The following is a 22,603-nucleotide window of genomic DNA, read 5'->3' as shown; positions in this document are numbered from 1 at the left end:
AGATGAGAGTTGTTCATTGTAGTGGTACTGCTTATGAAATGGGAAAACAAATAGGTGAAGCTTGTGGAGATGTATTGTCAAAAAGTATTGATACAACACTTGGTATATTAAGTCGTGGCCATCAAACTACCGTTGAAGATGTTATCCGAACTGCAAGTAAATTTATAGAACCAGTTCGTCAATATGACCCACTCATTATCGACCAATTACAAGGGCAAGCAGATGCATTGAATATACCTTTTGAAAAAATGTTTACTTTACGCTGTGTATTTGAAATGTCTTACTACTATAAGCAAATACAAGGTCTCTGTACATCGATTGCCGTTACAGGAAAGGCAACAGCTGATGGAAAAACAATATTAGCACAAAACATTGATTGGCTAAATAGTTATGAACCGTATTTACTGCACATGCATTATGAAGATGGAACACGAATACTTGCACTTTCACTAAGTGGTATGGTGGAGTACTCACTAAGTTCATATGGGTTTGGAAATTGCGCAAACTCATTATTTACGAAAGGTGATTCCTACCGTTTTTCGTTGCCATTAGGATGCTATTTACCAAAAGTAATGAGGCAATCTTCGATAAATGATGCAATGAATCTATTGAAAGAGGTTGCAAGGGGAGTAGGATATTTCCATCTAGCAGACAATAGGGGAACAATGTTTGGGATTGAGAGTACTTTTGAGGATGTAGAGGTTATCTCACCAATTAACGATGTACTTTCTCACTCGAACTGCTATTGTACGGAACGTTTTCAACAGGAGGATCTAGCGCCAATTATTTTACCTGATGCATTATTAAGAAGAGAGAGAGTATCAGCACTAATAAAAGAAGCTTTTGGTAACATCACGATAGATACAGTTAAAGGAATTCTTACAGATCATGGAAACCCACCATATAGTATATGTCGTCATAGTGATATAGAAAAGCCAGCCGCTTGGGAAATGACTACTGTAGCTTCATTTATAATGCTTCCTGAAGATGGAGTTATGTATATTACAAAAGGCTCTCCGTGTGAGAATACCTATGTAAAATACATCGTATAATTGTTGAAAGGGCTTTTCATTAGAGGGAATCTTTTATTAAAAGAGAAAGTAGGAAATCAGTTGAAAAAGCTCTTGTCGATAATAGCACTACTTAGTATTGTTTCAGGCTGTTCAAAAGATAAATATGAAGAAGAAAAAAATGTAATGTATTTTGGGGAAGGAGAAGACTGGTTTGGAACCTATACAATTTCCAAAGTACATTCATCCTTTTTTGAATCGCTCTATATTCAGCGTATTATTGATCGTGAAAATGAGCCAACTCTTATAGGAGATGTGGGAGAAATTGAATATGTACTCGATGCAGGTTCCTCAAAATTAAAGAGCAATTCGCCACAGCCATTAAAAGGAATTGGCAACTTCCATACTGCAACAGAAACAAGTGGATTCCTAGTCGAAGGTAAATACCCAGAACAAGCTACTTTAACGATTGAATGGAACAATCAAACTGAAGAGATTATTCTTACTAAACAAAATTAATAAGGTTCCATATTCTCTTTTATAAGTATAATATTTTTGGAATGTCACAAATTATTAAATACTGACTTGAACTCCTCGCTAGAATTACAAAGGATGTTGGTATTAATGAATTTTCTACGTGGTGACGCTCATAAAATATACCGTCATTTAAAAAAAGACCCTCAAAATATTAAGAACCATAAATATTTAAGGGATATTCAAGAGATTCAGCAATTTTATGAATCGATTGATAGTGACATATTAAAGCTGATTTATTATCGACTTATTAAAGAAAGTAACGGTTCGGGTATGATTCCAATATATGTTTCCTCCATTCCGTTTTTATTTTTAATCTTCTCTCAAAATCTGCAGGCAATTCTTTTTGAAAGTGGGAGTAGGAATTGGATGATTTTCATTTTAATTTATATTATTGGTATAACCTTTAGCTTGTATTTACACTTCCGAGAAAAAGCCTGGGCTGCATCACATATTGAAATTATTCAAGATATCCTGAAAAACAGGAAAGTTGATTAGAGTCTTCAAAAGACTCTTTTTTTATTTACACTACAACAATGAGTAAAATTCGGTGTATAGTGTAAATAGAAAGAACAGAAAGAAGGCTTCTAATGCTAGATAAAATAAACCAATATCTTCAAAGAATGATGCCAATATTAACACCGCTTAGTTTAGTTATAGGGGTATTTCTTGAGGATTTAGGCGGACATTTACTTTTTTTAGTACCTTGGCTTTTTGCATTTATGACATTTGCCGGTAGTTTAAGTATGAATTTTCAAGGATTAAGAAGCTTTACAAAATATCCTTGGGTTATTTTAATTACCATTGCTTTTTTACATATCTTAATGCCGATTTGGGCGTATCTTGTTTCATCTGTATTATTTCATGACCATCTATTAACAATCGGATTTGTATTATCTGTAGCAGTACCAACTGGAGTAACAAGTTTTATTTGGGTAAGTATTTGTAAAGGGCATTTGCCATTATGTTTATCCATTATTTTAATCGATACAATGCTTTCACCAATTGTTATTCCATTATTATCTAAAGTAGTTGTAGGACAAACGATTGAAATTGATACAATATCTATCATGCTAGATTTATTGTGGATGATTGTTTTACCGTCTTTTGCTGCTGTATTACTAAATGAATGGACAAAAGGCAAAATAAATACAACGGTAGGAAAACCATTAGCCCCATTCCAGAAATTAAGTTTATTTTTAATTGTTATGATTAATAGTAGTGCAATTGCTCCATTTTTAAAAAACATAACATGGGATATCTTCGGGATTATAATGGTTGTATTATTTTTAGCAGCATCAGGCTACGCCATGTGTTTTGTAATTGGTCATTTTCTTTTTAAGGACCCAAGTATTGTCACAACGGTCGTTTTCACGGGTGGGATGCGAAATATCGCAGTAGGAGTGGTCATTGCAAGCACTTACTTTCCTGCGAAAGTTGTTATGCCAGTTGTATTCGGTATGCTATTCCAACAAATTTTAGCTTCCCAATTTGGTAGATTAGTAGAAAAGTACAAAGCAAAAGTATCTCCAATTACTGATTGAATTACATTATTAGGGAATAATGTTTTTATGAATCTTTATTCTGATTTATACGTCAGTAATTAAAAAGGAGGTACTCATGATACTTAAAATATACAGAATTATCCACATTTTATGGACCGGGGTTTTCGCCTTTTTCATTTCAATCCCTTTATTGGAACATGGAAGTTTAGAGGTTGAATATTATATTGATCTTATTTTCATCGCGCTTTGGTTAATAGGAGTCGTATTTTTATTCATAAGAAGTTTAAGTAAATATGGCTATATATTGACGTTATTTCCGTTGATATATGCAATCATTATTTTTGTGATATAAGGAATGCATGCAGAGATTGAACGATGCTTATGAAGATTACTAATAAATATACAATTATTTTTTATAGCACATACTACGTTTAATCTACATGATAAAAGGAAGAGCGATCTCCGCTTTTCTTATGTTTGACATAACACCATTTGGTTATATATAATATCGAGGTAATCAAGCAACTATTAAGGAGCAACTATAATGACAAACGAACAAAAAGTATTACCAGACATTATTCAAAAGGTGATGATTCAAGCACCAATTCAAAAAGTTTGGGAATACGTATCGACTGCTGAAGCAATCTCACAATGGTTTATGCCTAGTGACTTTAAATTAGAAGAGGGACATGAGTTCACAATTCAATCTCCTTTCGGGCCTTCACCATGTAAAGTAATTGAAATTGATGAACCAAAAAAATTGGTATTCCAATGGGATACTGATGGTTGGATCGTTTCGTTTTTACTAGAAGAAATTGACGGAGAAACGGAATTTACATTAGTTCACGGTGGCTGGAAAGAAAACGGAGCAATTGTTCCTAAAGCTGGCCGACCAAACACTGAAATTCGTAAAACAATGGATTTAGGTTGGAGTGGCATTATTCAAAAACTAAAAAATCTGGTTGAAGGATAATGACTGAAAAATTGGCAAAGTATGACGTGTTTCAAGCAATAGCAGATCCAAACCGTAGAGATATCCTCTATTTATTATCATTACGAAAACAATCCATTGCTGAAATATCGTCGCATTTTGACATAACTAGAACTGCTGTGGTGAAGCATTTAAATGTTTTATCTGAAGCAGGACTTGTGCGCGGAGAAAAAAATGGGCGAGAGAAAATCTACCATTTACAACCTGAACCATTAGAAGAGTTAAAAGATTGGTTAGCATATTACGAACAGTTCTGGCACAATAATTTAAACAGATTAAAATTTATCGTTGAGAGTAATATCACAAAGTAATGAGTCCATTTGAAAACCTATTTTGAGAAAATACTGGTGATTGTGCTTCAACATAACAATTCTTTCAAAAAGTATTTCTAAGGGTATCCAAAGATTTTTGGGTACCCTTTTGTTTCTTTATTTACCTAATATACTTCTACATTTTGCTTACTTTTCGCTTTAAAACGGTGATTTTTATGTCAAGTCAATAAAAGTTTAAATTTTCTGATAATTAAGTCGGTAAAACTGTTTTTCACTTCTTCATTAAAGACTGTATTCCCAAGGGTTAACAATGGATAAATTTAATAAAAAAGATAGGAGGTTTGCCATAAAAATTACACTAAAAGTTCATTAAATTGTCACATTTACATATTGCAAAATGATTTTCCCTTTAAATTGGATGTAGAATCCAGATAAAATTATAAGGGAGGAGTGAGAAGCATGTTACAGATTGAAAATTTAACAAAGATATATCGAGGTGGAAAAGTTGCAGTTGATCAATTAAATCTCGAAATACAACAAGGTGAATTTATTGCTTTTATCGGTACAAGTGGTAGTGGGAAAACCACAGCACTTCGTATGATTAATCGCATGGTAGAGCCTACAAGCGGAAAAATGATGCTAAATGGTAAAGATATCACAAAAATGAATGCTGTTACTTTACGAAGGAGTATCGGTTATGTAATTCAACAAATAGGTTTAATGCCACATATGACGATTCGTGATAATATTACGCTCGTTCCACATTTATTAAAATGGTCAAAAGAAAAGAAAGATGAGACGGCCCGCCGTTTAATCGAACTTGTCAATTTACCACCATCCTATTTAGACTTTTACCCATCACAACTTTCAGGTGGTCAGCAGCAAAGAATTGGTGTTTTACGAGCTCTTGCAGCGAATCAAGACATTATTTTAATGGATGAACCTTTTGGTGCTCTTGACCCGATTACCCGTGATACCCTACAAGATCTTATCAAAGACATTCAACTACGTTTAAATAAAACGATTATTTTCGTTACCCACGATATGGATGAGGCGATCAAATTAGCTGATCGAATTGCGATTATGCATGAAGGAAAACTCATTCAATTTGATACACCGGATAATATACTAGCAAATCCAGCTAATGATTTTGTTAAAGAATTTATCGGATCACATCGACTTATTCAACAAAAGCCAAATGTGAAAACCGTTGATGAAGTAATGATAAAACCAATCTCCATTACGATTGAAAAGAGTATTGATGAAGCCATTCGATTAATGGTTGAAAAGCGCGTTGACACGTTATTTGTAACAGATGGCGACAATCGACTACAAGGATATTTAGATGTAGAAGGCTTTACTGGTGCACGTAGAACGATGAAGAGTATTTCTGAAGTTTATGAGAAAGATGTATTCTACGTGAAGACAGGTTCGAAATTGCAAGATTCTGTTCGTAGAATTTTAAAGCGTAACTTAAAAAATATCCCTGTGGTTGATGAGGAGCACCGATTAGTCGGTTTAGTTACACGTGCCAATATTGTTGATATCGTCTATGACACAATTTGGGGAGATGAAGAACCTGCTGCAGCAACAAAAGAAGAGGCAGCTGGTATCGCAGTAATAGAGGAGCTGATTGCGCAATGATCGCATTTTTCATTGAAAATAGCTCTGAAATACTACTAAAAACATGGGAACACTTTTATATCTCAATGATTGCTCTTTTATTAGGTGTACTTTGTGCCGTCCCACTTGGGATTATATTATCGAAAACAAAGTGGTTATCAAAAATTGTGTTGAATATTACTAGTGTTTTACAAACCGTTCCTTCGCTTGCTTTATTAGCGCTCATGATCCCATTCTTTGGTGTAGGTAAAGTACCGGCAGTGATTGCGTTATGTATATATTCACTGCTACCAATATTAAATAATACGTTTATTGGTATGCGTTCTGTAAATGAAAATACAAAAGGTGCCGGCATTGCGATGGGGATGACGAACTTGCAATCTATTATTCTAGTAGAATTGCCTCTTGCAATACCAGTTATTATGTCAGGAATTCGTTTATCTGCTGTCTATGTCATTTCATGGGCAACATTAGCTTCTTATATTGGAGCGGGTGGATTAGGAGACTTTATATTTAACGGTCTTAACTTATATCAAACAGAGTTAATTTTAGGTGGAGCAATTATTGTTACATTACTTGCACTTTTAGCAGACTTTATTTTAGGGAAGCTAGAAAAATTTGTAACGCCAAAAGGTCTTCGTTTAGAAGGAGGGCGTACATCATGAGAAAGAAACTTTTAATTGTAATTGTTCTTGTTATGACACTACTAGTTAGTGCATGTAACTTAACAACAAGTAAAAATAGCGATGAACTAAAAATTGCGTCTGTTGTAACAACAGAAGGGCAAATTTTAGCTTATATGATGAAGTATATGATTGAACATTATTCAGACGAAAAGGTAGAGATTATCAATAACCTTGGTTCTAGTACAGTAGTTCATCAAGCAATGGTTAATGGGGATGCCAACATTTCTGCGGTTCGTTATACAGGAACTGATTTAACAGGGGCACTACAAGCAGAACCAATCAAAGACCCCGAAAAAGCATTAGCATTCGTCCAACAGGCTTTTGCTGACCGTTTCCAACAAACGTTCTTTGATTCGTACGGATTTGAAAACACATATGCGTTTATGGTGTCGAGAGAAACAGCGAATAAATATAACTTGAAAAAAGTTAGTGATTTAGCGGATGTTGCAAGTGAACTTGAAGCAGGAGTGGATACTTCTTGGATGAATCGTGAAGGGGATGGCTATAAAGCATTTGTAGAAGCATATGGATTTGACTTTGCTAGAACATATCCGATGCAAATCGGTTTAGTTTATGAAGCCGTCAATTCTGGAGAGTTGGATGTTGTGTTAGGGTATACAACAGATGGCCGTATTGCCTCATATGATTTAGTCGTGTTGGAAGATGATTTAAATTTCTTCCCTCCATATGATGCAAGTCCTTTTGCTGATACGGCTTTATTGGAAGAAAAACCAGAAGTACGTGAAGCAATTAATCGTCTTGTTGGTCAAATTTCCACAGAAACAATGCAAAAGTTGAATTTTTTAGCGGATAATAACTTAATTGAACCAGCCGTAGTTGCTGAACAATTTTTAGTTGAACATAATTACTTTTCTGGAGGTGAAAAGTAATGCAAGATATGACGCAAATGTCGACAGTTGAACAATTTTTCTTCTATATGAAAGAAAATAGTTTATATGTCTTTAGTCAATTTTTTGATCACTTTTTAATTTCAATTTACGGTGTATTATTGGCAGCTCTTGTCGGTATTCCACTGGGGATATTAATTGCTAAATATGGCAAACTATCTAAAGTAGTAATGACGATTGCAAATATTATACAAACGATACCTGCGCTAGCTTTAATGGCAATCATTATGCTCGTACTAGGGCTAGGAAAGTCTACTGTTATTGCAACGGTGTTTTTGTATTCTCTATTACCAGTAATTAAAAATACGTATGTTGGCATTAAAAACATTAATAAAAGTGTTACGGATGCTGGGCGCGGTATGGGGATGACGAAAGCTCAAGTGTTATATATGGTGGAACTTCCACTTTCACTATCGGTTATCATAACTGGTATACGTATTGCGCTAGTTGTGGCGATAGGTATTACAGCAATCGGTGCCTTTATTGGAGCAGGTGGCCTTGGTGACATCATCATTCGAGGTACGAATGCAACGGATGGAACGGCTATTATTTTAGCAGGTGCACTACCAACAGCTCTAATGGCTATTTTAGCTGACATTATACTAGGCATCATAGAGAGACGGTTAGATCCAGTTAAAAGAAATCAGAAAAAGTTAATCCAACCGATTTCTTAATCTTAAAAAGTGCTAGTCAAATTTACATTTGGCTAGCACTTTTTCTACCTAATTATTTAAATCCCATAATCCAGGGCTATGTTCATTTGGCATTTCAGGTAGGTCAGGAATTGGATGTGGTGTTGGTGGATCGACTACTTGTAATTGTCCGCCGTTTCGACTTGGAGATACACCGTTAAAGATTTCTCCCACACTAGTAGGATCCAAACGGAAGTTGAAGAATGCGTTATGGAAGCCCATATCTACATATTTACGGCATTCAGGATATTTATTAATGTCATAGTTAGGAACAGGGAATAATTTTGCCCAGTCTACACCTAGCGTCTCTAAAGCTTTAGCAAAAGCATTTTGGTGCGCATTGTCACGTACGATTAAAAAAGCTAATGTTTCCCTAAATGTTTTATTAGAGCTCATTTCATAAATTCTTGTTTTTTGAAGAACTCCAGTCGATTCGAGTACAAGGTTATCGAGTAAATCAGCCACTAAATTTCCGTGGCTATATACATAATTCCCCATCCACGGATTACCTGCTGCATCAACTGGTAACGAACTTTGTGCACCCATGATGAAGTGGTGAGGGTTTGCATGTTTGATCGCTTCATCTAGTGGGGCTTGGTCTACACCAGCACTTCCAACACCATAATCGCCTGCACCATTTAATAATTGGTTAATTGTTGTTTGGACAAGCTCTACATGGCTTATTTCTTCTAAAAAGACCCCACGAATTAAATCACGATATTGTTTTGCTTTTCCTCTAAAGTTTGCACTTTGGAATGAGAACTGCATCATTGTGCGCATTTCGCCAAAGCGACCACCCAATGCTTCTTGTAATACTTTTGCAGCTGCTGGATCGGGTTTATCTGGAACAATCATGTTGATTAAATCTTCTTTATAAAAATACATTAATACTCCTCCCTTCCCAAAAAGTATTGCTTTAAAAGTGTAAATTATTCTAGAGATTAAATGACGAAATCTACCAATGCTTAAAAATAATCAATTTGGCTAAAACTTTGTAGTAGTATTAGGGTTTGTATAACTAGTTGAGATAATTGAAGTGGCAAGTATAAGTCCAAAAATAATGGGTGATGGTGTCGAACTAAATAATGAAGTAAAGGGGAAGGGAGAGCCGATATTCTTATATATCCGCTCTTTTGTCAGATACATAACTTTATGTATCAATTTTAAACGGTAAATTACCGAATAAAGAACTGGTCCTTTTTGAACATGAACGACACCAAATACCTACAAAAGCGCCACATAAATTACATGAGGCGATTCACCGGTTTATTCATGCTTATTAAATGGATAATCCTTTTATGATATAACGACTAAGAAGGATATTAGGCGATGATAAATTTTATTGGAATAACTAAAGATAATCGTTTAGATAAAAATACGTCAATTGATAATGCGGTGTTATCTGATTATAAATGGTTTTGGGTGGATTTTAGTGAACCTACAGAAGAGGAGATTAAACATCTTACAGATACTTTTCACTTTCATCCTTTAGCGGTGGAGGATTGTGTGCAGGAATTTCAAAGGCCAAAGCTCGATTATTATAAAAACTATACTTATTATGTAACACATATCGTACGGGAAGAAGATAAGACGATTATTAAAGATGAGCTGGATTTTTTTATAGGTGAAAGCTGTATTGTTACATTCCACAAAGTCCCATCCCTTGAAGTATCAAAAGTTTGGAATCATCTGTTGTCTATGGAGTATGTAGCTGATTGTGATACCTATTATGTTTTTTATGAGATTTTAGATAAAATCGTGGACAATTATTTCCCTATTATTTATAAAATTGAAGACGAGTTAGAAAAAATGATTGAAAATTCGAAGTCAATGAATCATCTAATGAATGAATTATTTGAAACCCGTAATATGTTATTAAATTTATTGCATACAATCAATCCTATGCGTGATTTACTGTATCGAATGTTAAATTCCCACCATTTAAACTTAAATCGTGTGGGTGAAAGAAGGGAATACTTTTCGGATATCTATGACCATCTGTTGAAATTATCTGAGATGGTCATGACTAACCGAGAAGTTACCTCAGACATTCGAGATAGTTATTTATCATTAAACTCACATCAGACAAATAATGTCATGAAACTATTAACCATTATTACATCCATATTTGCACCACTAACGTTCATTGCTGGGATATATGGGATGAACTTTGAAAATATTCCCGAACTAGAATGGAAATATGGGTATTTTTTATCCCTTACATTGATGTTTATTATTGGAGTTGCAATGTTACTTTATTTTAGACGGCAAGGCTGGTTTAAATAATTATTTTATTTTTAGGCTAATCAAGATTAATACAACCCCACTAAACAAACAAATCATTTTTAAAAAGGAAATTTTCTCACTTATTCCTGCAATGCCAATACCAGTTGTAATAATTAAAATTGTTGGTCCAACAAGGGCGAGCATCGAGTTGATCGCAAGCGCTTTTTCTAATGATTGAAACTTATACATGAGACCAGCTGCCGTAATTTCAATGCTTCCGGAGATAATTCTTAGAATAACCATATATAAAAGTGCACTTTCTAACATAACATCCTCCTCTAGTAGTATGTATGTTGAAAGTGTATGTTTGTCCACAAGTAATATGACCAAAAAAAGGAGGCTAAAAAAATAAGCCTCCTTTAATTATTACATTTTAGCTACAATACCGTGAAGAGTTTCTTTTAACTCTCCGTCATAATCTGCAAGTTCAACAAGGTTTGCTAAACGTTCTTTTAAGATATGACGTTCAATAACTAACTTTTCATCAAGTACGCTTACTAATAATTCGATAATTAAGCGGTCACGAATTGATAATGCTTCATCTACACGTTCTGGAGAGATTTTAGCATCTTTTTTCAATGCATTGCTAGCCATTACATTTACCCCCTAGTTTGTTTACTATATTAATTCTATCACATTCTTCGTTTTTTATAAATAAAGCTAAGAATATGTTTTAAATATAATGATAAATCCTTTAAGAATCTAGAAAAAAGTTTACAAAAATAGAGGAAATAAAAGAAGTATTTAGAATATATATTATAGAAGGGAGAGTGTTATTAATGAGAGGAACAATAAACAATAAAAGACGCGAAATTTCAGAGCAAGAAGCATATCACTTTATTAAACATGCAAAAGTAGCGCACGTAGCTACGGTTAGTGAAGATGGTTATCCATATGTGATTCCTTTTGTGTTTGTGTATGAGGAAGGCACAAAACTATATGTACATATAGGAAATTTACGTGAAAGCCATTTCTGGTCAAACGTAAAAAACAATCCTCGCGTTAGTATCGAAATAAGTGAAATGGGCGAAATCGTACCTGGAAAAAAATATGCGTGTCAATCTGCACTAGGCTATACAAGTGCAGTCATTTTTGGAACGATTAAACATATAGAAGATGATGAGAAAAAAGTATGGTTTTATGATTGTCTATGGAAAAAATACGGCGATCCTAATTGGACTTTTGAAAAAGGTGGGTATCCTGCCCTTCCTAAAACAGAACTATTCGAAGTAGAAATTGAAAAAATCACAGGAAAATATAGTGATGCAATGGGGCATTAAGATTGCCTAAAAATAGCACCTTGTAAGATTTCTTTACAAGGTGCTATTTTTTAATCTACTTCAGTAGTGATTTTAATTTCTTTATATCTTTTTGTGCGATATGGATTTTTTCGATCCGGATACATAATTTTATCTACAAAATTTAAACTTTCATCAATATTTTCCACGCTTTTTATGTTTTTATCTCCATGCTTTGCTTTAATCATTAGTTTTAGTTGTGCTTGATTTCTACCGGTAATTCGATTAATTTTTTCAGCAAACTTTACAGATTGTTCAAAGGGTACGATTTGATCATTTGTACCGTGAATTAAAAAGATTGGAGGAAAATCTTCTGATACGTATTCAATTGGACTTGCCGTGCGTGCTTTTTCAGGATTATCTTGTACATTAAAACCTAATAATGCATTAGCGTATTTTACACCCTCATTTCGCATATCTGTCACGTCTGAAATGCCATAAAAAGAAACAACACCTTGGACATCTGATGAATACTTTTCATAACCCATTGAAAGGTCTTCCATTTCTTTCATTCCATTTGTAGCGGCTAACATACTTGCAATATGACCACCGGCAGAATTTCCCCATACCACAATATTGTTTGTATTTAAGCGATATTTTCTTGCATGAGCTCTAATAAATCTTATTGCAGCCTTTGCATCATGAAGTTGTGCTGGCCAAACTGCCTCAGTAGCTAAACGATATCCTACATTGACTACAGCATAGCCTTGCTGAGTTGCAAGCATTACTGCTGCATGGTTTGCCGATTTTCGACTTCCTGAAATCCAACCACCCCCATGGAAATTTACAATAACTTTATAAGGAGCATTTCCGACTGATGGGTAGATAATATCTAGTTGTTGTCGTGGATTTTTTGTATTGGCATAAGGAAGGTTCAAAAACGTTTTAAACTGGTTCATATTGATGTATTGAGGCTCACCAGAATCCTTTTCTATGTCCGCATAATTCTTTTCTTCTTTCTCTTTTAAGATGGTTGTAAATTGATTCATCAAATCTGAATCGGCAATACCTGTAATTGTAATATTTGTTGAAGGTAATATATCTGATTCTTGAGCTTGTGAAGGGATTACAGAAAATATGGATGTGAAAAAAATGAATCCGATTAATATTTTTTGCAACCTACTAACACCTCTTAACCTGTCATTAATAAGGTATTTTGCTTCGGTTACACATTTTCAATACAACAATTTAGGTATTAAATAATTATAATTAACTAAGCACTATTTTCCACCGTAACTCTCTGTTATAAAGGGAGTAGGAGGGAAATTTATGAAATGGAGAAACTTTCCGCAGAACGTAAAAGTCAGGCTTATTACATCATTTTTTAATCGTCTAACATCATCAGCAATCATGCCTTTTATGGCGTTATTTTTTGCTCAAAATTTAAATAAAGTTTGGGCAGGAATATTTTTAGTTATAACTGTAATTATTAGTTTCATTTTCAATTTAATAGGAGGCTATATTTCAGATCGGTTTAACCGAAAGAAAATTCTATTGATTACTTCATCTTTGAGTGCACTAATGTTTTTGTTAATGACCATCAGTTTAATACCTGAAACCAAGATTATTGGCTTATTTGCAATCGCATATATTGCCTTTACGATAACGAGTAGTATGGAATACCCAACGATGGACGCACTTATAATCGATTCAACTACTCCGGAAAACCGTAAATTAATTTATGCTGCGGATTACTGGCTTGTGAATCTTTCAATGGCGATTGGAACAGCAGCGGGTGGACTTTTATATGTAAATCATCAACTTCTATTGTTTGTCATTTTAACCGTTACATTAATATGTATTTCGATAGCCTTTATGCTTTGGTTGAATGAAACAGATAGAGTACTACTTAAGCAAAAACATCAAAATGTATTAGTGGATGTTTTGAATAATTATAAAATTGCTCTTCAAGATGGTCCATTTGTAAAAGTTGTTGTTGGATCAATGTTGATCATTGGAGCCGAATTAACGTTAAATAATTATATTGGAGTTCGATTAGTAGAGTCTTTCGATTCTATTTTTTTAGGGAGCTTTGAAATTAGTGGCGTCAGGATGTTAAGTTTACTAAATGTAGAAAATATGTTGATTGTCGTCATCCTTACATTTATCGTTACGAAAATAACAGATCGCTTCAGTACGAAAAAGATGCTTATTTTTGGTTTTATACTTTACGGTATCGGCTATACGATTATTACATCGGGGAATGTTTGGTATGTATTGATTTTCTTTAACTTTATAGCAACGATGGGTGAACTAATCTATTCTCCAATAGTCAATGCAGAACAGGCAAATATGATGCCAAAGGATCAAAGAGGCTCCTATGCTGCATTTGCAAATTTAGGTTATACAGGTGGAGATTTAATTGCACGTTTTAGTATTATTATGGGGGTATTTTTAATGCCTTCTCAAATGTCAATTTACATGGGAATTATAATATTAGCTGGAAGTATATTATTATATACAGGGTTGTTTAAGAGAAAGTTAGTCACAGTGAAATCGATTGCTGAAGCATAAGCGGTAAAAGTAAAAAATATCTCTTATAACCAATAATAATCCTTTGACATTTCTCTTAAAACATACTTACTTGATTAAGTAATTGCTAAAGTATAATATAATTATAAGCTGCGTTGTACGTACGATATTAAGTTTTAACCTTTAAGCTGTAAAAGGGAGTTTTAGATTGAAGGTGGAATGGCGAGCATCACACTTTGTGACTGATGATAGACAGGAAATCTTTTGCGAACACCCACTTTGAGGAGTGGTGGTTTAAAACTTTCTATTTAAACTAACGGCAAGGCGGCTTCCTAATTTAAGCATTAATAACACTCTTACATAATTATGTAAGGGTGTTTTTTTTATGGAGGATGTAAATTGAAAATTTCGATATAATTTATGATATAAAGGATTATTATTGGACTAGTTCAGAGATTCTTAACCTATTCTAGTTTCATCTAGTGGTCATGTTATGATTGCAAGTGAAATATTAGGTTTAGGTGAACAAGTATTTACATTTGCCATTTTAACAAATACTGCAACATTATTTGCAATACTATTTATTTACCGCAATGATATAGGGGAACTTATTATTAATTCAATCGTTTACCTGAAAACAAAACATAATCGTTATCGAAGTGACTCTCACTTTGTTATCTTTATTAGGTACATTGCTTCTTATATTTCCGATACAACATCGTATATGGCGAATTGTAATTGTTCATGAAGAGTGTTCAAGAACATAGTAAAATGAGGGAGGAAAGTATTATGACGAGTAAGATTACACCAGAAAAATTACTTCAAAAAATGAATGAAGGGGAAAAGTTAATACTTCTAGATGTCAGAGCTGAAGAAAAATATAACGACTATCATATTGAAGGAAAACATATCGAGTCCCTTAACATAAATAAATCTAAAATTTTCGCATTAGAAACAAATGATGAAAATAGTGTTAAATCTTTGCCAAAGAATGAACAAATTATTGTTACGTGCACGACAGGAAATTCTGCAACAAAATGTGCAAATATCCTTGCGAAAAAAGAATACGATGTTGTCGTTTTAGAAGGTGGAGTTACAGCCTGGAAAGAATACTTAAAAACAGTGAAGTAGAGAAATTAAAAAACACGCAAGAATGCCACTAACAACATTCTTGCGTAGCGGTTTTAATTTCGTTGTAATGGGCTATCCTCATTTGCATCTAAACTTCGACCACCGTCATCTTCCCACCGATCAATATCAAATCGATCGCCTTCCAACGTTCTTGGAAGTTTTGATATTGAATTATTGAAAAAATTAACAATGATTACTGTCATCATCCTTTTATATTTAATGATTTTAGTACATGTCCTATCTAGTTAAATCATCTTAAGTAGTGCATCCTCACCAATCATTCCTTTAACAATCCCCAGCTTTTCTGCTTCATACGTAACTGACTCTAGTGGAGCTTTTAGTAACTGTTCAATTGTTTTGACTCCAACCGCACGACCTGCAATAATTTTCCGATCTGCTAATTTACTGTTTAAAAGACTGACATCTAAAGCACCGCACATAATATACCCGTTCTCATTTGAAACCGTTAATAATGTTGTCTTAGGTAAATGCACAGTAACGGCAGTAAACATGTGTCCGTTCAATTCAATCGGTTCAATTGTAACCATTCTTTCCGCTCCTTTCCTCAATATAAAATATGGAATTAGGCGAAAAGTGTTCCCGGTTACACTTTTAAAATTATTTGCAAGCTAGTATTGTTAGTGTGGGAAGGGGTTAATTTTATGTACAATTTGCTTTCAAAGATAAGCAATTTTTTTAGTGAACCAATTTCTACATTTTTAAATTCTTATGAGCATTCTCCTTTAATTATAGCCATTCTATTGGGATTAATTGGTGCATTTGCGCCATGTCAGTTAACGGGTAATATAAGTGCAATTACCTTTTATGGATATCGAACAATTCGAAGCGAAAATGTTTGGAAAGAATTAGCTTCATTTATTTTAGGAAAAGTTTTTGTATTTAGTTTGATTGGGTGGTTTGCGTGGATTTTTGGACAAGTTTTTGAGCGTGAAATGACAAATTATTTTCCAATATTCCGCAAAATTATTGGACCACTGTTAATTATGACGGGTTTAATGTTATTAGGGGTTTTTAAGTTTACATTCATAGATCGTTTAACTACGAAAATTCCGCTCGTCATGAAAGAAGGGAAACTAGGATCTTTTCTATTAGGTGCTAGTTTTTCTATTGCCTTTTGTCCAACAATGTTTGTATTATTTTTCGTCTGGCTTATGCCAACAGTGGTCACTACATCCTATGGCTTTGTTTTACCAGCAGTTTTTGGGTTAGCAACATCTATTCCATTACTAGTCATTTTTGCACTTATTGAAGCGTTCGATGCGAAAGGACTTATCCTAAAAAGAAGTAAAGGAATCGGGGCAGTTGTTCATAGACTTTCTGGGGTATTACTTGTGACGATAGGCTTTTTCGATACGTTAACTTACTGGGGGTTTTAATGAATTTAGACTAGTATAGAGATTTAAAAAAACGATACATTTTTATGAATTTATTTATGGAATTTTCTTACTGTTAGATTCATAATAATATTAAAGTCTGATTGTGAAGAAAAGGTTTTAGGAAAAAAAGTCTACAGAAAAAGAGGTATCTATGAAAAGTTTACAAACAAAAATGCTTGTGATTTTTTCATCAATCTTTATTATTTCTACACTAATTATAAGTTATTCAATTTATGAATCTTCTACAAAACTTGTAGTAGATTCTATTAGTTCACAAGCAAAAATTATAGCTGAAAATGTTGTTTCTAAAATTGATGTAAACCAGTTTGAGCAAATTACAACTGAAGAAACCGAGTACTACTATGAACTACGTGAAGAACTAAATGAAATTAGAAAAATGAATGGTTTAAATTACCTTTATACTATGAAAAGTAAAAAGAATGACGATGGTTCTTCCGAATACTATTATGTTGTTGATGGATTACCATTAGACTCAGATGATGCATCGAGTCTCGGTGAAGTTGAGCAAAATGAATATGAGGCATTAATCAATACGTTTAAAACTGGTGAAACGCAAGTAGGAGAACTCACGTATGATAAAGAATATGGGGCAAACGTATCTGCATATGTTCCAATTAGAAACTCTAATGGAGAGATGATTGGTTTAATTGGTGCCGATTATAATGCTGACCATATTTATGAATTGATGAATGATAAGAAACGTGAATTAATGATTTATACGATTGTTGTACTTCTAGTGATTATCTGTGTCATTTATTTCGTTGTTAGAATGATTAACCGCCCATTAAAACGATTAACTTTAGAAATGCGTAAAGTTAAAACAGGGGACTTTACTGTTCATTTGGAAACAAAACGAAAAGATGAAATAGGCGAACTTACAAATACATTTAATGATATGGTGAACAATGTAAAAAATATGATTCGAACAATTGATGATAGTTCCCAAAAATTAACGCTATCCTCTGAGGAAATGTCTATGACAGCTGAGCATAACACTAATATGACCGAAACCTTAACAGAAGCAATACAAGGAATCATGTATGGTGCTAATCGACAAGTTGATATCATTTCCAATGCAGCAGATACGATTAAAGAAATGTCAAATGAGATTTTACAAATTTCAAAAAATATAGAAGAAGTTTCATCCTCTTCGGAATTTGCAACTAAAACGTCCATTAATGGAAGAGAACAGCTTGAACATGCAATCAAACAGATGGAACAGATTAAAAGTACACAATATCACTCATCTGAAGTAATTAAAGATCTTGGTGAAAAATCCAATGAAATTAATGAAATTGTTGTCATGATTACAGATATTGCGGACCAAACAAATCTTCTTGCATTAAACGCAGCCATTGAAGCTGCACGTGCAGGTGAATATGGTAAAGGATTTGCTGTCGTATCAGAAGAAGTTCGAAAACTTGCGGAACAATCAGGTGATGCTGCAAGCCGTATTGCAAGTTTAATTCAAGAAATACAAATGAAAACAAAAGATGCCATGGAAACAATGGTTAACAGTAATCAGGAAGTTGATAAAGGCACAATCGTAATGGTCAATACCAGTGAGGTTTTCGATAAGATTAATAATGCAATTCATGTTGTTACAGAGCAAATTGAAGAGGTAAATAAGACCATTGCCCAGCTTTCTCAAGGTAGTGTGAAAATCGTAGAAATTATCCATGAAGTCCATGAGATTGCCCAACAATCCACTAACAAAACAAACGATTTTGCGGAACTTACTGAAGAACAATTGGCGTTAACTGAGGAAGTTTATGCATCAATAGAACAATTACGTGAAATGTCTGAACAACTAGAAACGATGGTTGGCCAATTTAAGTATGAAAAAAATTAAGTATAGAACAGTTTTATTGTTTGATACTAAAAAAGATTTCACAAATGGAATCAAACATGATGAATTAAGGGGTGTTATCAATGGGTAGTAAAAAGGGAATCCTTGATCCGAATTCAGATAAGACTCACAAAAACTGGGAAAAGCCGAAATTTCAAAAATCTCAAATGAACGGTGAAACGAAAATAACACCGCATAATGAACGTTTGAGAAAAGGTGATTTTGACGCTAGACAGCTTTAGTACATCATGGTGGTTCAGTGAAGCGCATGCCCGGAATGAATTTTCCGGGTTATTTTATGCATAAAATGAATGAGATGATTAATACTAAAAAAGATTTCACAATGGAATCAAACATGATGAACAGGGGTGTTATCGAATGGGTAAGAAGGGTCCTTTTGGCTCAAATTCTCTGAAGAATCACCGAAACTGGGGTAAGCAGAAGTTTCAAAAGTCTCGAAATGGTCTAATGGAAGTATCATTCCAAAACCAAATTTTGAGATGTGAATCTAAAGCTAGACAGTGGTAATGCATCATGAAGATTTCAGTGAATCATGACCCGGAGCTTTCCGGGTTTTTTTGTTAATATCACATATATTATTTACGCGGCTTACAATATGTAAAGCCGCGATTTTAATGTTCGATATCCAGTTCCATATTAACTATCTATAAGCTCCTATCCATAAATTAGTTCAACACTGAATAATTTTGTTCCATTTCACTAGTAGGCGGTGCTATTAATGCTTTGGCATCCGAACTTAAAGCATTATAGATTTTAGGATTAGATAATAGATCCTTTTGTAAAAATGTGAATCGTTTTATCTCTGAAAACTCGCAATTATAAGCTAGTTTATTAATATGACGGATGATTAGTTGTGTTTCCCTCGAATATAATTCATCATTTTTTTCATTGTTAAAATCATGAACGCAATTAACTAAAGTTAATGCTTCCATACTTAATTTAGAACGGATATGTGGCTTTTTAAATTTGCTCTCATTTAGTTCGATTATTTTACGAGCTTGTAAATAATCACTTTTTCCAATGGCCTTTTCTAGAGAAATTATGTCACGGTCGATTTTCATAAGTATTTTCCTCCAATCTTTAGAAAATATTACTAATTAAATTTTTAATTATAAAAGAAAAAAGTCCTATAAGGAATATATAGGCAATGGAAGAATAAGAAATTTTATTTACAAATATGTTAAGAAAAATTAAATTTTATCGTTTAACCTAGTATATTCCCTTTCTTTATGTTAAAGTTCCTATTCAACTATCAATTAAAACTGTCCTTATTCAATTTATATTTTGGGGTTAATCTAAGCCTCTAGACCGATAGAAAACTCTACCCCTAGTTGGTTACCAAAGACTTACGAATCTTTTATATTTTTATTAAAAGACTAAGTTGAAAGGAATTATTATGGAGAGGAAAAAAATATACTTATTATTTACAGACACTGGCACTATGTTTACGAAGATGATTAAGCTATATACAAAAAAGCCATATAATCATGCTTCTATTGTGTTTGATGAGCAGATGATGGAAGTATATAGTTTTGGACGTAAAAAACCTCGCAATCCTTTCGTTGGTGGCTTTGTATATGAAGATGTACGTCAAGGACTTTTTCTTAATGCTCGATGTGCGATTTATAGTTGTAATGTAACGGAAGAGCAACTTGGAAAAATGCGATCGTTTATTAATAAAATTGAGAAGGAAAAGGATTTATATAGATATAACTTATTAGGAATTATTTCGTTTATCATCAATAAGCCACTTCATCGCAAAAATGCATATTTTTGCTCAGAATTTGTTGCGAGAGTTTTAAAAGAGGGAGAATTAATCGACTTCGAAAAACCATTGTCTTTAATTTCACCGTCTGATTTACAAAATATCGAAAACTTAACATTAGAGTATGAAGGTCTATTAGCTGATTTATTTGCTGATTCCGCAAAAGAATACTCAATGGTAGTATAGCTGAGCCACCATAGAATATGGTGGTTTTTTATTTTTAACAAATATGGATTTTAGAATAAAGTAAAAACTCTATAGAAAGAATAGAAGTAGAATAAAAAAAGAGGTGAAAATGGTGGACAATCAAATGCCACGTGAAGAAGGACTTGATCATAGTCTAAGCCTTTTAAAAGAAGGATATCGATTTATTGTAAATCGTAGAGAACAATTAAAATCTGATATTTTTGAAACAAGATTATTGGGAAAGAAAGCAATTTGTTTGGTAGGAAGCGAAGCAGCAGAACTCTTTTATGATGAGGACAAATTCCAAAGAAGTGATGCTGCTCCAAATCGAATTGTTCAAACTTTATTTGGTAAGAACAGTGTACAAACATTAGATGGGGAAGAACATCGAACTAGAAAAGAATTATTAATGTCTGTCATGACAACTGAGCAAATCAATAAATTGCTTGATATAACAGAATTACAGTGGGAGAAGTCACTAGATAAATGGGTGAAGATGGACAAAATAGAGTTATATGAAGAGGTAAAAGAGCTTTTATGTAAAGTAGCATTTAAATGGATTGGTGCGCCTCTACATGAAGAAGAAGTAAAAACAATGACTAAAGAACTTGCGGCAATGTTTGAATCACCAGCTGCAATTGGCCCTGCCCATTGGATGGGAAGAACGTTGCGTAATGTAATCGAGAAAATCATCCAACAACATATCCAAGATACGCGTGAAGGAAAGGTAAGTTTTCCAAAAGACTCTGTCATGCATAAATTCTCCCTTTATAAAGATAAAAACGGAGAGTTATTAGATGTTGAAACAGCAACAGTTGAAGTAATTAATATGCTTCGACCAATTGTGGCAATTTCTATTTATATTAACTTTACGGTGCTTGCATTACTTCAATATCCAGATCAAAAACAAAAACTGAAAATGTATAGGGATTATGCAAAAATGTTTGTTCAAGAAGTTAGACGTTTTTACCCATTCTTTCCTTTTGTAGCGGCAAAAGTAAAGAAAGACTTCGTTTGGAATGGCTATCATTTTAAAGAGGGGACGCTAACCCTATTAGATCTATATGGTACCAATCACGACCCGAAAATTTGGGATAATCCCGATGAGTTTAATCCTGAACGGTTTGCTCACTGGGAAGGGACACCATTTAGCTTTATTCCTCAAGGTGGGGGAGATTATTATTTAGGTCACCGTTGCGCGGGGGAAGGCATTACAATTAAATTAATGAAAATAGGGTTAGACTATCTCGTTAATAAAATGGAATATGAAGTTCCTGAACAAGACCTGAATTTAGAATTGGACGATATTCCAAGCATACCGAAAAGTAAAATTATTTTAAAAAATATTCGAAGAGTAAGTGCCCAATAAAGTAAAGCAGACATTGGTAAATCATCAATGTCTGCTTATTTTTGTTTCGACAAACAAAAGGAAATTCAACTTATACATCGAACAAGTAATCAAAGGGAAAAGTTTAGGAGTTGAAATTCTTGTTAAAAAATAAAGAAAACTTATTAATCCACTTTGAGAATTCTATTGATTGGGTGAAAAGATTAAAAGAACTTACAGAAAATCAATGGAGAACACCAATTGCAGAAGGTAAATGGACAATCGCTGAAATTATCGGTCATTTAACACCGTGGGATCAATTTTTAATAGAGCAAAGATTGCCCTTTTTATTCCAAGATAAGGCGTTACCAAAGAGTCCTGATGAAAATGAAATCAATCAACAAGCTGCTACTTTGAGCCAAATGAAAACAAAGGATGAAATTATTGAGGATTTTATATTAAATAGAAGAAAGTTGATTATTGCTGTTAATAACATTCCTGTTGAAATGTGGGAAAAGGAGTTTAATATAGGGACTTCATCATTAACTCTGTATACCTATTTATTAGGTTTTAAAGAGCATGATGAACATCACTTTGAACAAATTGAAAAAGTATTAAGCACTTCATAA

28 protein-coding genes and 1 other RNA gene are annotated in these 22,603 nt (G+C 33.5%); 22 read left to right on the top strand and 7 right to left on the bottom strand.

Features of this window, described 5'->3' with window-relative positions; all coding sequences use genetic code 11:
- Positions 1-2: 2 nt before the first annotated feature.
- The 10 genes from NKR20_RS17145 (at position 3) to NKR20_RS17100 (ending at position 8,203) form a co-directional block, all read left to right on the top strand.
- Positions 3-1,052, top strand: coding sequence for a C45 family autoproteolytic acyltransferase/hydrolase (locus NKR20_RS17145; protein WP_253427825.1), 1,050 nt, complete (start codon positions 3-5; stop codon positions 1,050-1,052).
- A gap of 60 nt (positions 1,053-1,112) precedes the next feature.
- Positions 1,113-1,529, top strand: a complete 417-nt coding sequence (locus tag NKR20_RS17140; protein ID WP_253427817.1) for a hypothetical protein — start codon at positions 1,113-1,115, stop codon at positions 1,527-1,529.
- 105 nt (positions 1,530-1,634) lie between these two features.
- The gene (locus tag NKR20_RS17135) at positions 1,635-2,042 is read left to right on the top strand and encodes a hypothetical protein (protein ID WP_121215988.1); all 408 of its coding nucleotides are present in this window, start codon (positions 1,635-1,637) and stop codon (positions 2,040-2,042) included.
- A gap of 92 nt (positions 2,043-2,134) precedes the next feature.
- Positions 2,135-3,088, top strand: a complete 954-nt coding sequence (locus NKR20_RS17130; protein WP_253427815.1) for a bile acid:sodium symporter family protein — start codon at positions 2,135-2,137, stop codon at positions 3,086-3,088.
- A 505-nt stretch (positions 3,089-3,593) separates the two neighbouring features.
- Entirely contained in the window at positions 3,594-4,022 is a 429-nt protein-coding gene (locus NKR20_RS17125) for an SRPBCC family protein (RefSeq protein ID WP_121215902.1), read from the top strand.
- Entirely contained in the window at positions 4,022-4,351 is a 330-nt protein-coding gene (locus NKR20_RS17120; RefSeq protein ID WP_121215901.1) for an ArsR/SmtB family transcription factor, read from the top strand. The genes NKR20_RS17125 and NKR20_RS17120 overlap by 1 nt, the downstream gene beginning before the upstream one ends.
- 420 nt (positions 4,352-4,771) lie before the next feature.
- Positions 4,772-5,956: a betaine/proline/choline family ABC transporter ATP-binding protein gene (locus tag NKR20_RS17115; RefSeq protein WP_121215900.1), complete on the top strand. Its 1,185-nt coding sequence runs from the start codon at positions 4,772-4,774 to the stop codon at positions 5,954-5,956.
- Positions 5,953-6,600, top strand: coding sequence for an ABC transporter permease (locus tag NKR20_RS17110; protein WP_121215899.1), 648 nt, complete (start codon positions 5,953-5,955; stop codon positions 6,598-6,600). The genes NKR20_RS17115 and NKR20_RS17110 overlap by 4 nt, the downstream gene beginning before the upstream one ends.
- Positions 6,597-7,511 (top strand): osmoprotectant ABC transporter substrate-binding protein, encoded by a 915-nt coding sequence (locus NKR20_RS17105; protein WP_253427813.1) that lies wholly within the window; start codon positions 6,597-6,599, stop codon positions 7,509-7,511. Before NKR20_RS17110 ends, NKR20_RS17105 begins: the two co-directional genes overlap by 4 nt.
- Entirely contained in the window at positions 7,511-8,203 is a 693-nt protein-coding gene (locus NKR20_RS17100) for an ABC transporter permease (RefSeq protein ID WP_472926696.1), read from the top strand. The genes NKR20_RS17105 and NKR20_RS17100 overlap by 1 nt, the downstream gene beginning before the upstream one ends.
- Before the next feature lie 48 nt (positions 8,204-8,251).
- Here NKR20_RS17100 and NKR20_RS17095 read toward each other — a convergent pair whose 3' ends face one another.
- Positions 8,252-9,106, bottom strand: coding sequence for a manganese catalase family protein (locus NKR20_RS17095; RefSeq protein ID WP_253427811.1), 855 nt, complete (start codon positions 9,104-9,106; stop codon positions 8,252-8,254).
- A gap of 444 nt (positions 9,107-9,550) precedes the next feature.
- Between NKR20_RS17095 and corA the strand changes: the two genes are divergently transcribed.
- Complete coding sequence (corA, locus tag NKR20_RS17090) at positions 9,551-10,507, top strand: magnesium/cobalt transporter CorA (protein WP_253427809.1); 957 nt, start codon at positions 9,551-9,553, stop codon at positions 10,505-10,507.
- Here corA and NKR20_RS17085 read toward each other — a convergent pair whose 3' ends face one another.
- Together NKR20_RS17085 and NKR20_RS17080 are read right to left on the bottom strand one after the other, a co-directional pair.
- Positions 10,508-10,774, bottom strand: coding sequence for a YqhV family protein (locus NKR20_RS17085; protein ID WP_245987662.1), 267 nt, complete (start codon positions 10,772-10,774; stop codon positions 10,508-10,510).
- Between the two features lie 99 nt (positions 10,775-10,873).
- Positions 10,874-11,101 carry a phosphate-starvation-inducible protein PsiE gene (locus tag NKR20_RS17080; protein ID WP_121215894.1) on the bottom strand — a complete coding sequence of 76 codons (228 nt, stop codon included), beginning with the start codon at positions 11,099-11,101 and terminating at the stop codon, positions 10,874-10,876.
- Between the two features lie 185 nt (positions 11,102-11,286).
- On the opposite strand from NKR20_RS17080, the gene NKR20_RS17075 reads away from it, so the two are divergent.
- Positions 11,287-11,787 carry a pyridoxamine 5'-phosphate oxidase family protein gene (locus tag NKR20_RS17075; protein ID WP_253427807.1) on the top strand — a complete coding sequence of 167 codons (501 nt, stop codon included), beginning with the start codon at positions 11,287-11,289 and terminating at the stop codon, positions 11,785-11,787.
- A 50-nt stretch (positions 11,788-11,837) separates the two neighbouring features.
- Here the strand turns inward: NKR20_RS17075 and NKR20_RS17070 are convergent, their stop codons facing one another.
- Positions 11,838-12,923 (bottom strand): alpha/beta hydrolase, encoded by a 1,086-nt coding sequence (locus NKR20_RS17070; protein ID WP_253427805.1) that lies wholly within the window; start codon positions 12,921-12,923, stop codon positions 11,838-11,840.
- 151 nt (positions 12,924-13,074) lie between these two features.
- Here NKR20_RS17070 and NKR20_RS17065 point away from each other — a divergent pair, with 151 nt between their 5' ends.
- The 4 genes from NKR20_RS17065 to NKR20_RS17050 all read left to right on the top strand — a co-directional run bounded on the left by NKR20_RS17065 (position 13,075) and on the right by NKR20_RS17050 (position 15,408).
- A complete protein-coding gene (locus NKR20_RS17065) occupies positions 13,075-14,319 on the top strand; it encodes an MDR family MFS transporter (protein WP_253427803.1) in 1,245 nt (414 codons plus the stop codon).
- Between the two features lie 102 nt (positions 14,320-14,421).
- Positions 14,422-14,612, top strand: a non-coding RNA gene (gene ssrS / locus NKR20_RS17060) — 6S RNA.
- A 158-nt stretch (positions 14,613-14,770) separates the two neighbouring features.
- Entirely contained in the window at positions 14,771-15,025 is a 255-nt protein-coding gene (locus NKR20_RS17055) for a hypothetical protein (protein WP_245987419.1), read from the top strand.
- 41 nt (positions 15,026-15,066) lie between these two features.
- Positions 15,067-15,408 carry a rhodanese-like domain-containing protein gene (locus NKR20_RS17050; RefSeq protein WP_245987426.1) on the top strand — a complete coding sequence of 114 codons (342 nt, stop codon included), beginning with the start codon at positions 15,067-15,069 and terminating at the stop codon, positions 15,406-15,408.
- 53 nt (positions 15,409-15,461) lie between these two features.
- Here the strand turns inward: NKR20_RS17050 and NKR20_RS17045 are convergent, their stop codons facing one another.
- Complete coding sequence (locus tag NKR20_RS17045) at positions 15,462-15,614, bottom strand: hypothetical protein (RefSeq protein WP_253427801.1); 153 nt, start codon at positions 15,612-15,614, stop codon at positions 15,462-15,464.
- A 39-nt stretch (positions 15,615-15,653) separates the two neighbouring features.
- Entirely contained in the window at positions 15,654-15,956 is a 303-nt protein-coding gene (locus NKR20_RS17040) for a YunC family protein (protein WP_121213049.1), read from the bottom strand.
- A 114-nt stretch (positions 15,957-16,070) separates the two neighbouring features.
- Between NKR20_RS17040 and NKR20_RS17035 the strand changes: the two genes are divergently transcribed.
- The 3 genes from NKR20_RS17035 (at position 16,071) to NKR20_RS17025 (ending at position 18,917) form a co-directional block, all read left to right on the top strand.
- Complete coding sequence (locus NKR20_RS17035; RefSeq protein WP_253427799.1) at positions 16,071-16,805, top strand: urease accessory protein UreH domain-containing protein; 735 nt, start codon at positions 16,071-16,073, stop codon at positions 16,803-16,805.
- Positions 16,806-16,956: 151 nt separating this feature from the next.
- Complete coding sequence (locus tag NKR20_RS17030; protein WP_253427797.1) at positions 16,957-18,678, top strand: methyl-accepting chemotaxis protein; 1,722 nt, start codon at positions 16,957-16,959, stop codon at positions 18,676-18,678.
- 80 nt (positions 18,679-18,758) lie between these two features.
- A complete protein-coding gene (locus NKR20_RS17025) occupies positions 18,759-18,917 on the top strand; it encodes a YpzG family protein (protein WP_121213052.1) in 159 nt (52 codons plus the stop codon).
- Between the two features lie 444 nt (positions 18,918-19,361).
- Here the strand turns inward: NKR20_RS17025 and NKR20_RS17020 are convergent, their stop codons facing one another.
- Positions 19,362-19,757: a hypothetical protein gene (locus NKR20_RS17020; RefSeq protein WP_253427795.1), complete on the bottom strand. Its 396-nt coding sequence runs from the start codon at positions 19,755-19,757 to the stop codon at positions 19,362-19,364.
- A 392-nt stretch (positions 19,758-20,149) separates the two neighbouring features.
- Between NKR20_RS17020 and NKR20_RS17015 the strand changes: the two genes are divergently transcribed.
- The 3 genes from NKR20_RS17015 (at position 20,150) to NKR20_RS17005 (ending at position 22,603) form a co-directional block, all read left to right on the top strand.
- The gene (locus tag NKR20_RS17015; protein ID WP_253427793.1) at positions 20,150-20,647 is read left to right on the top strand and encodes a hypothetical protein; all 498 of its coding nucleotides are present in this window, start codon (positions 20,150-20,152) and stop codon (positions 20,645-20,647) included.
- 109 nt (positions 20,648-20,756) lie between these two features.
- Positions 20,757-22,016, top strand: coding sequence for a CYP152 family fatty-acid peroxygenase CypC (locus NKR20_RS17010; protein ID WP_253427791.1), 1,260 nt, complete (start codon positions 20,757-20,759; stop codon positions 22,014-22,016).
- A gap of 119 nt (positions 22,017-22,135) precedes the next feature.
- Positions 22,136-22,603, top strand: a complete 468-nt coding sequence (locus NKR20_RS17005; protein ID WP_253427789.1) for a DinB family protein — start codon at positions 22,136-22,138, stop codon at positions 22,601-22,603.

Source organism: Ureibacillus endophyticus (assembly GCF_024159215.1).
Lineage (GTDB): Bacteria > Bacillota > Bacilli > Bacillales_A > Planococcaceae > Ureibacillus > Ureibacillus endophyticus.
Note: the sequence above shows the minus strand (reverse complement) of the source record. Positions and strands in the feature narration are given on the sequence as shown.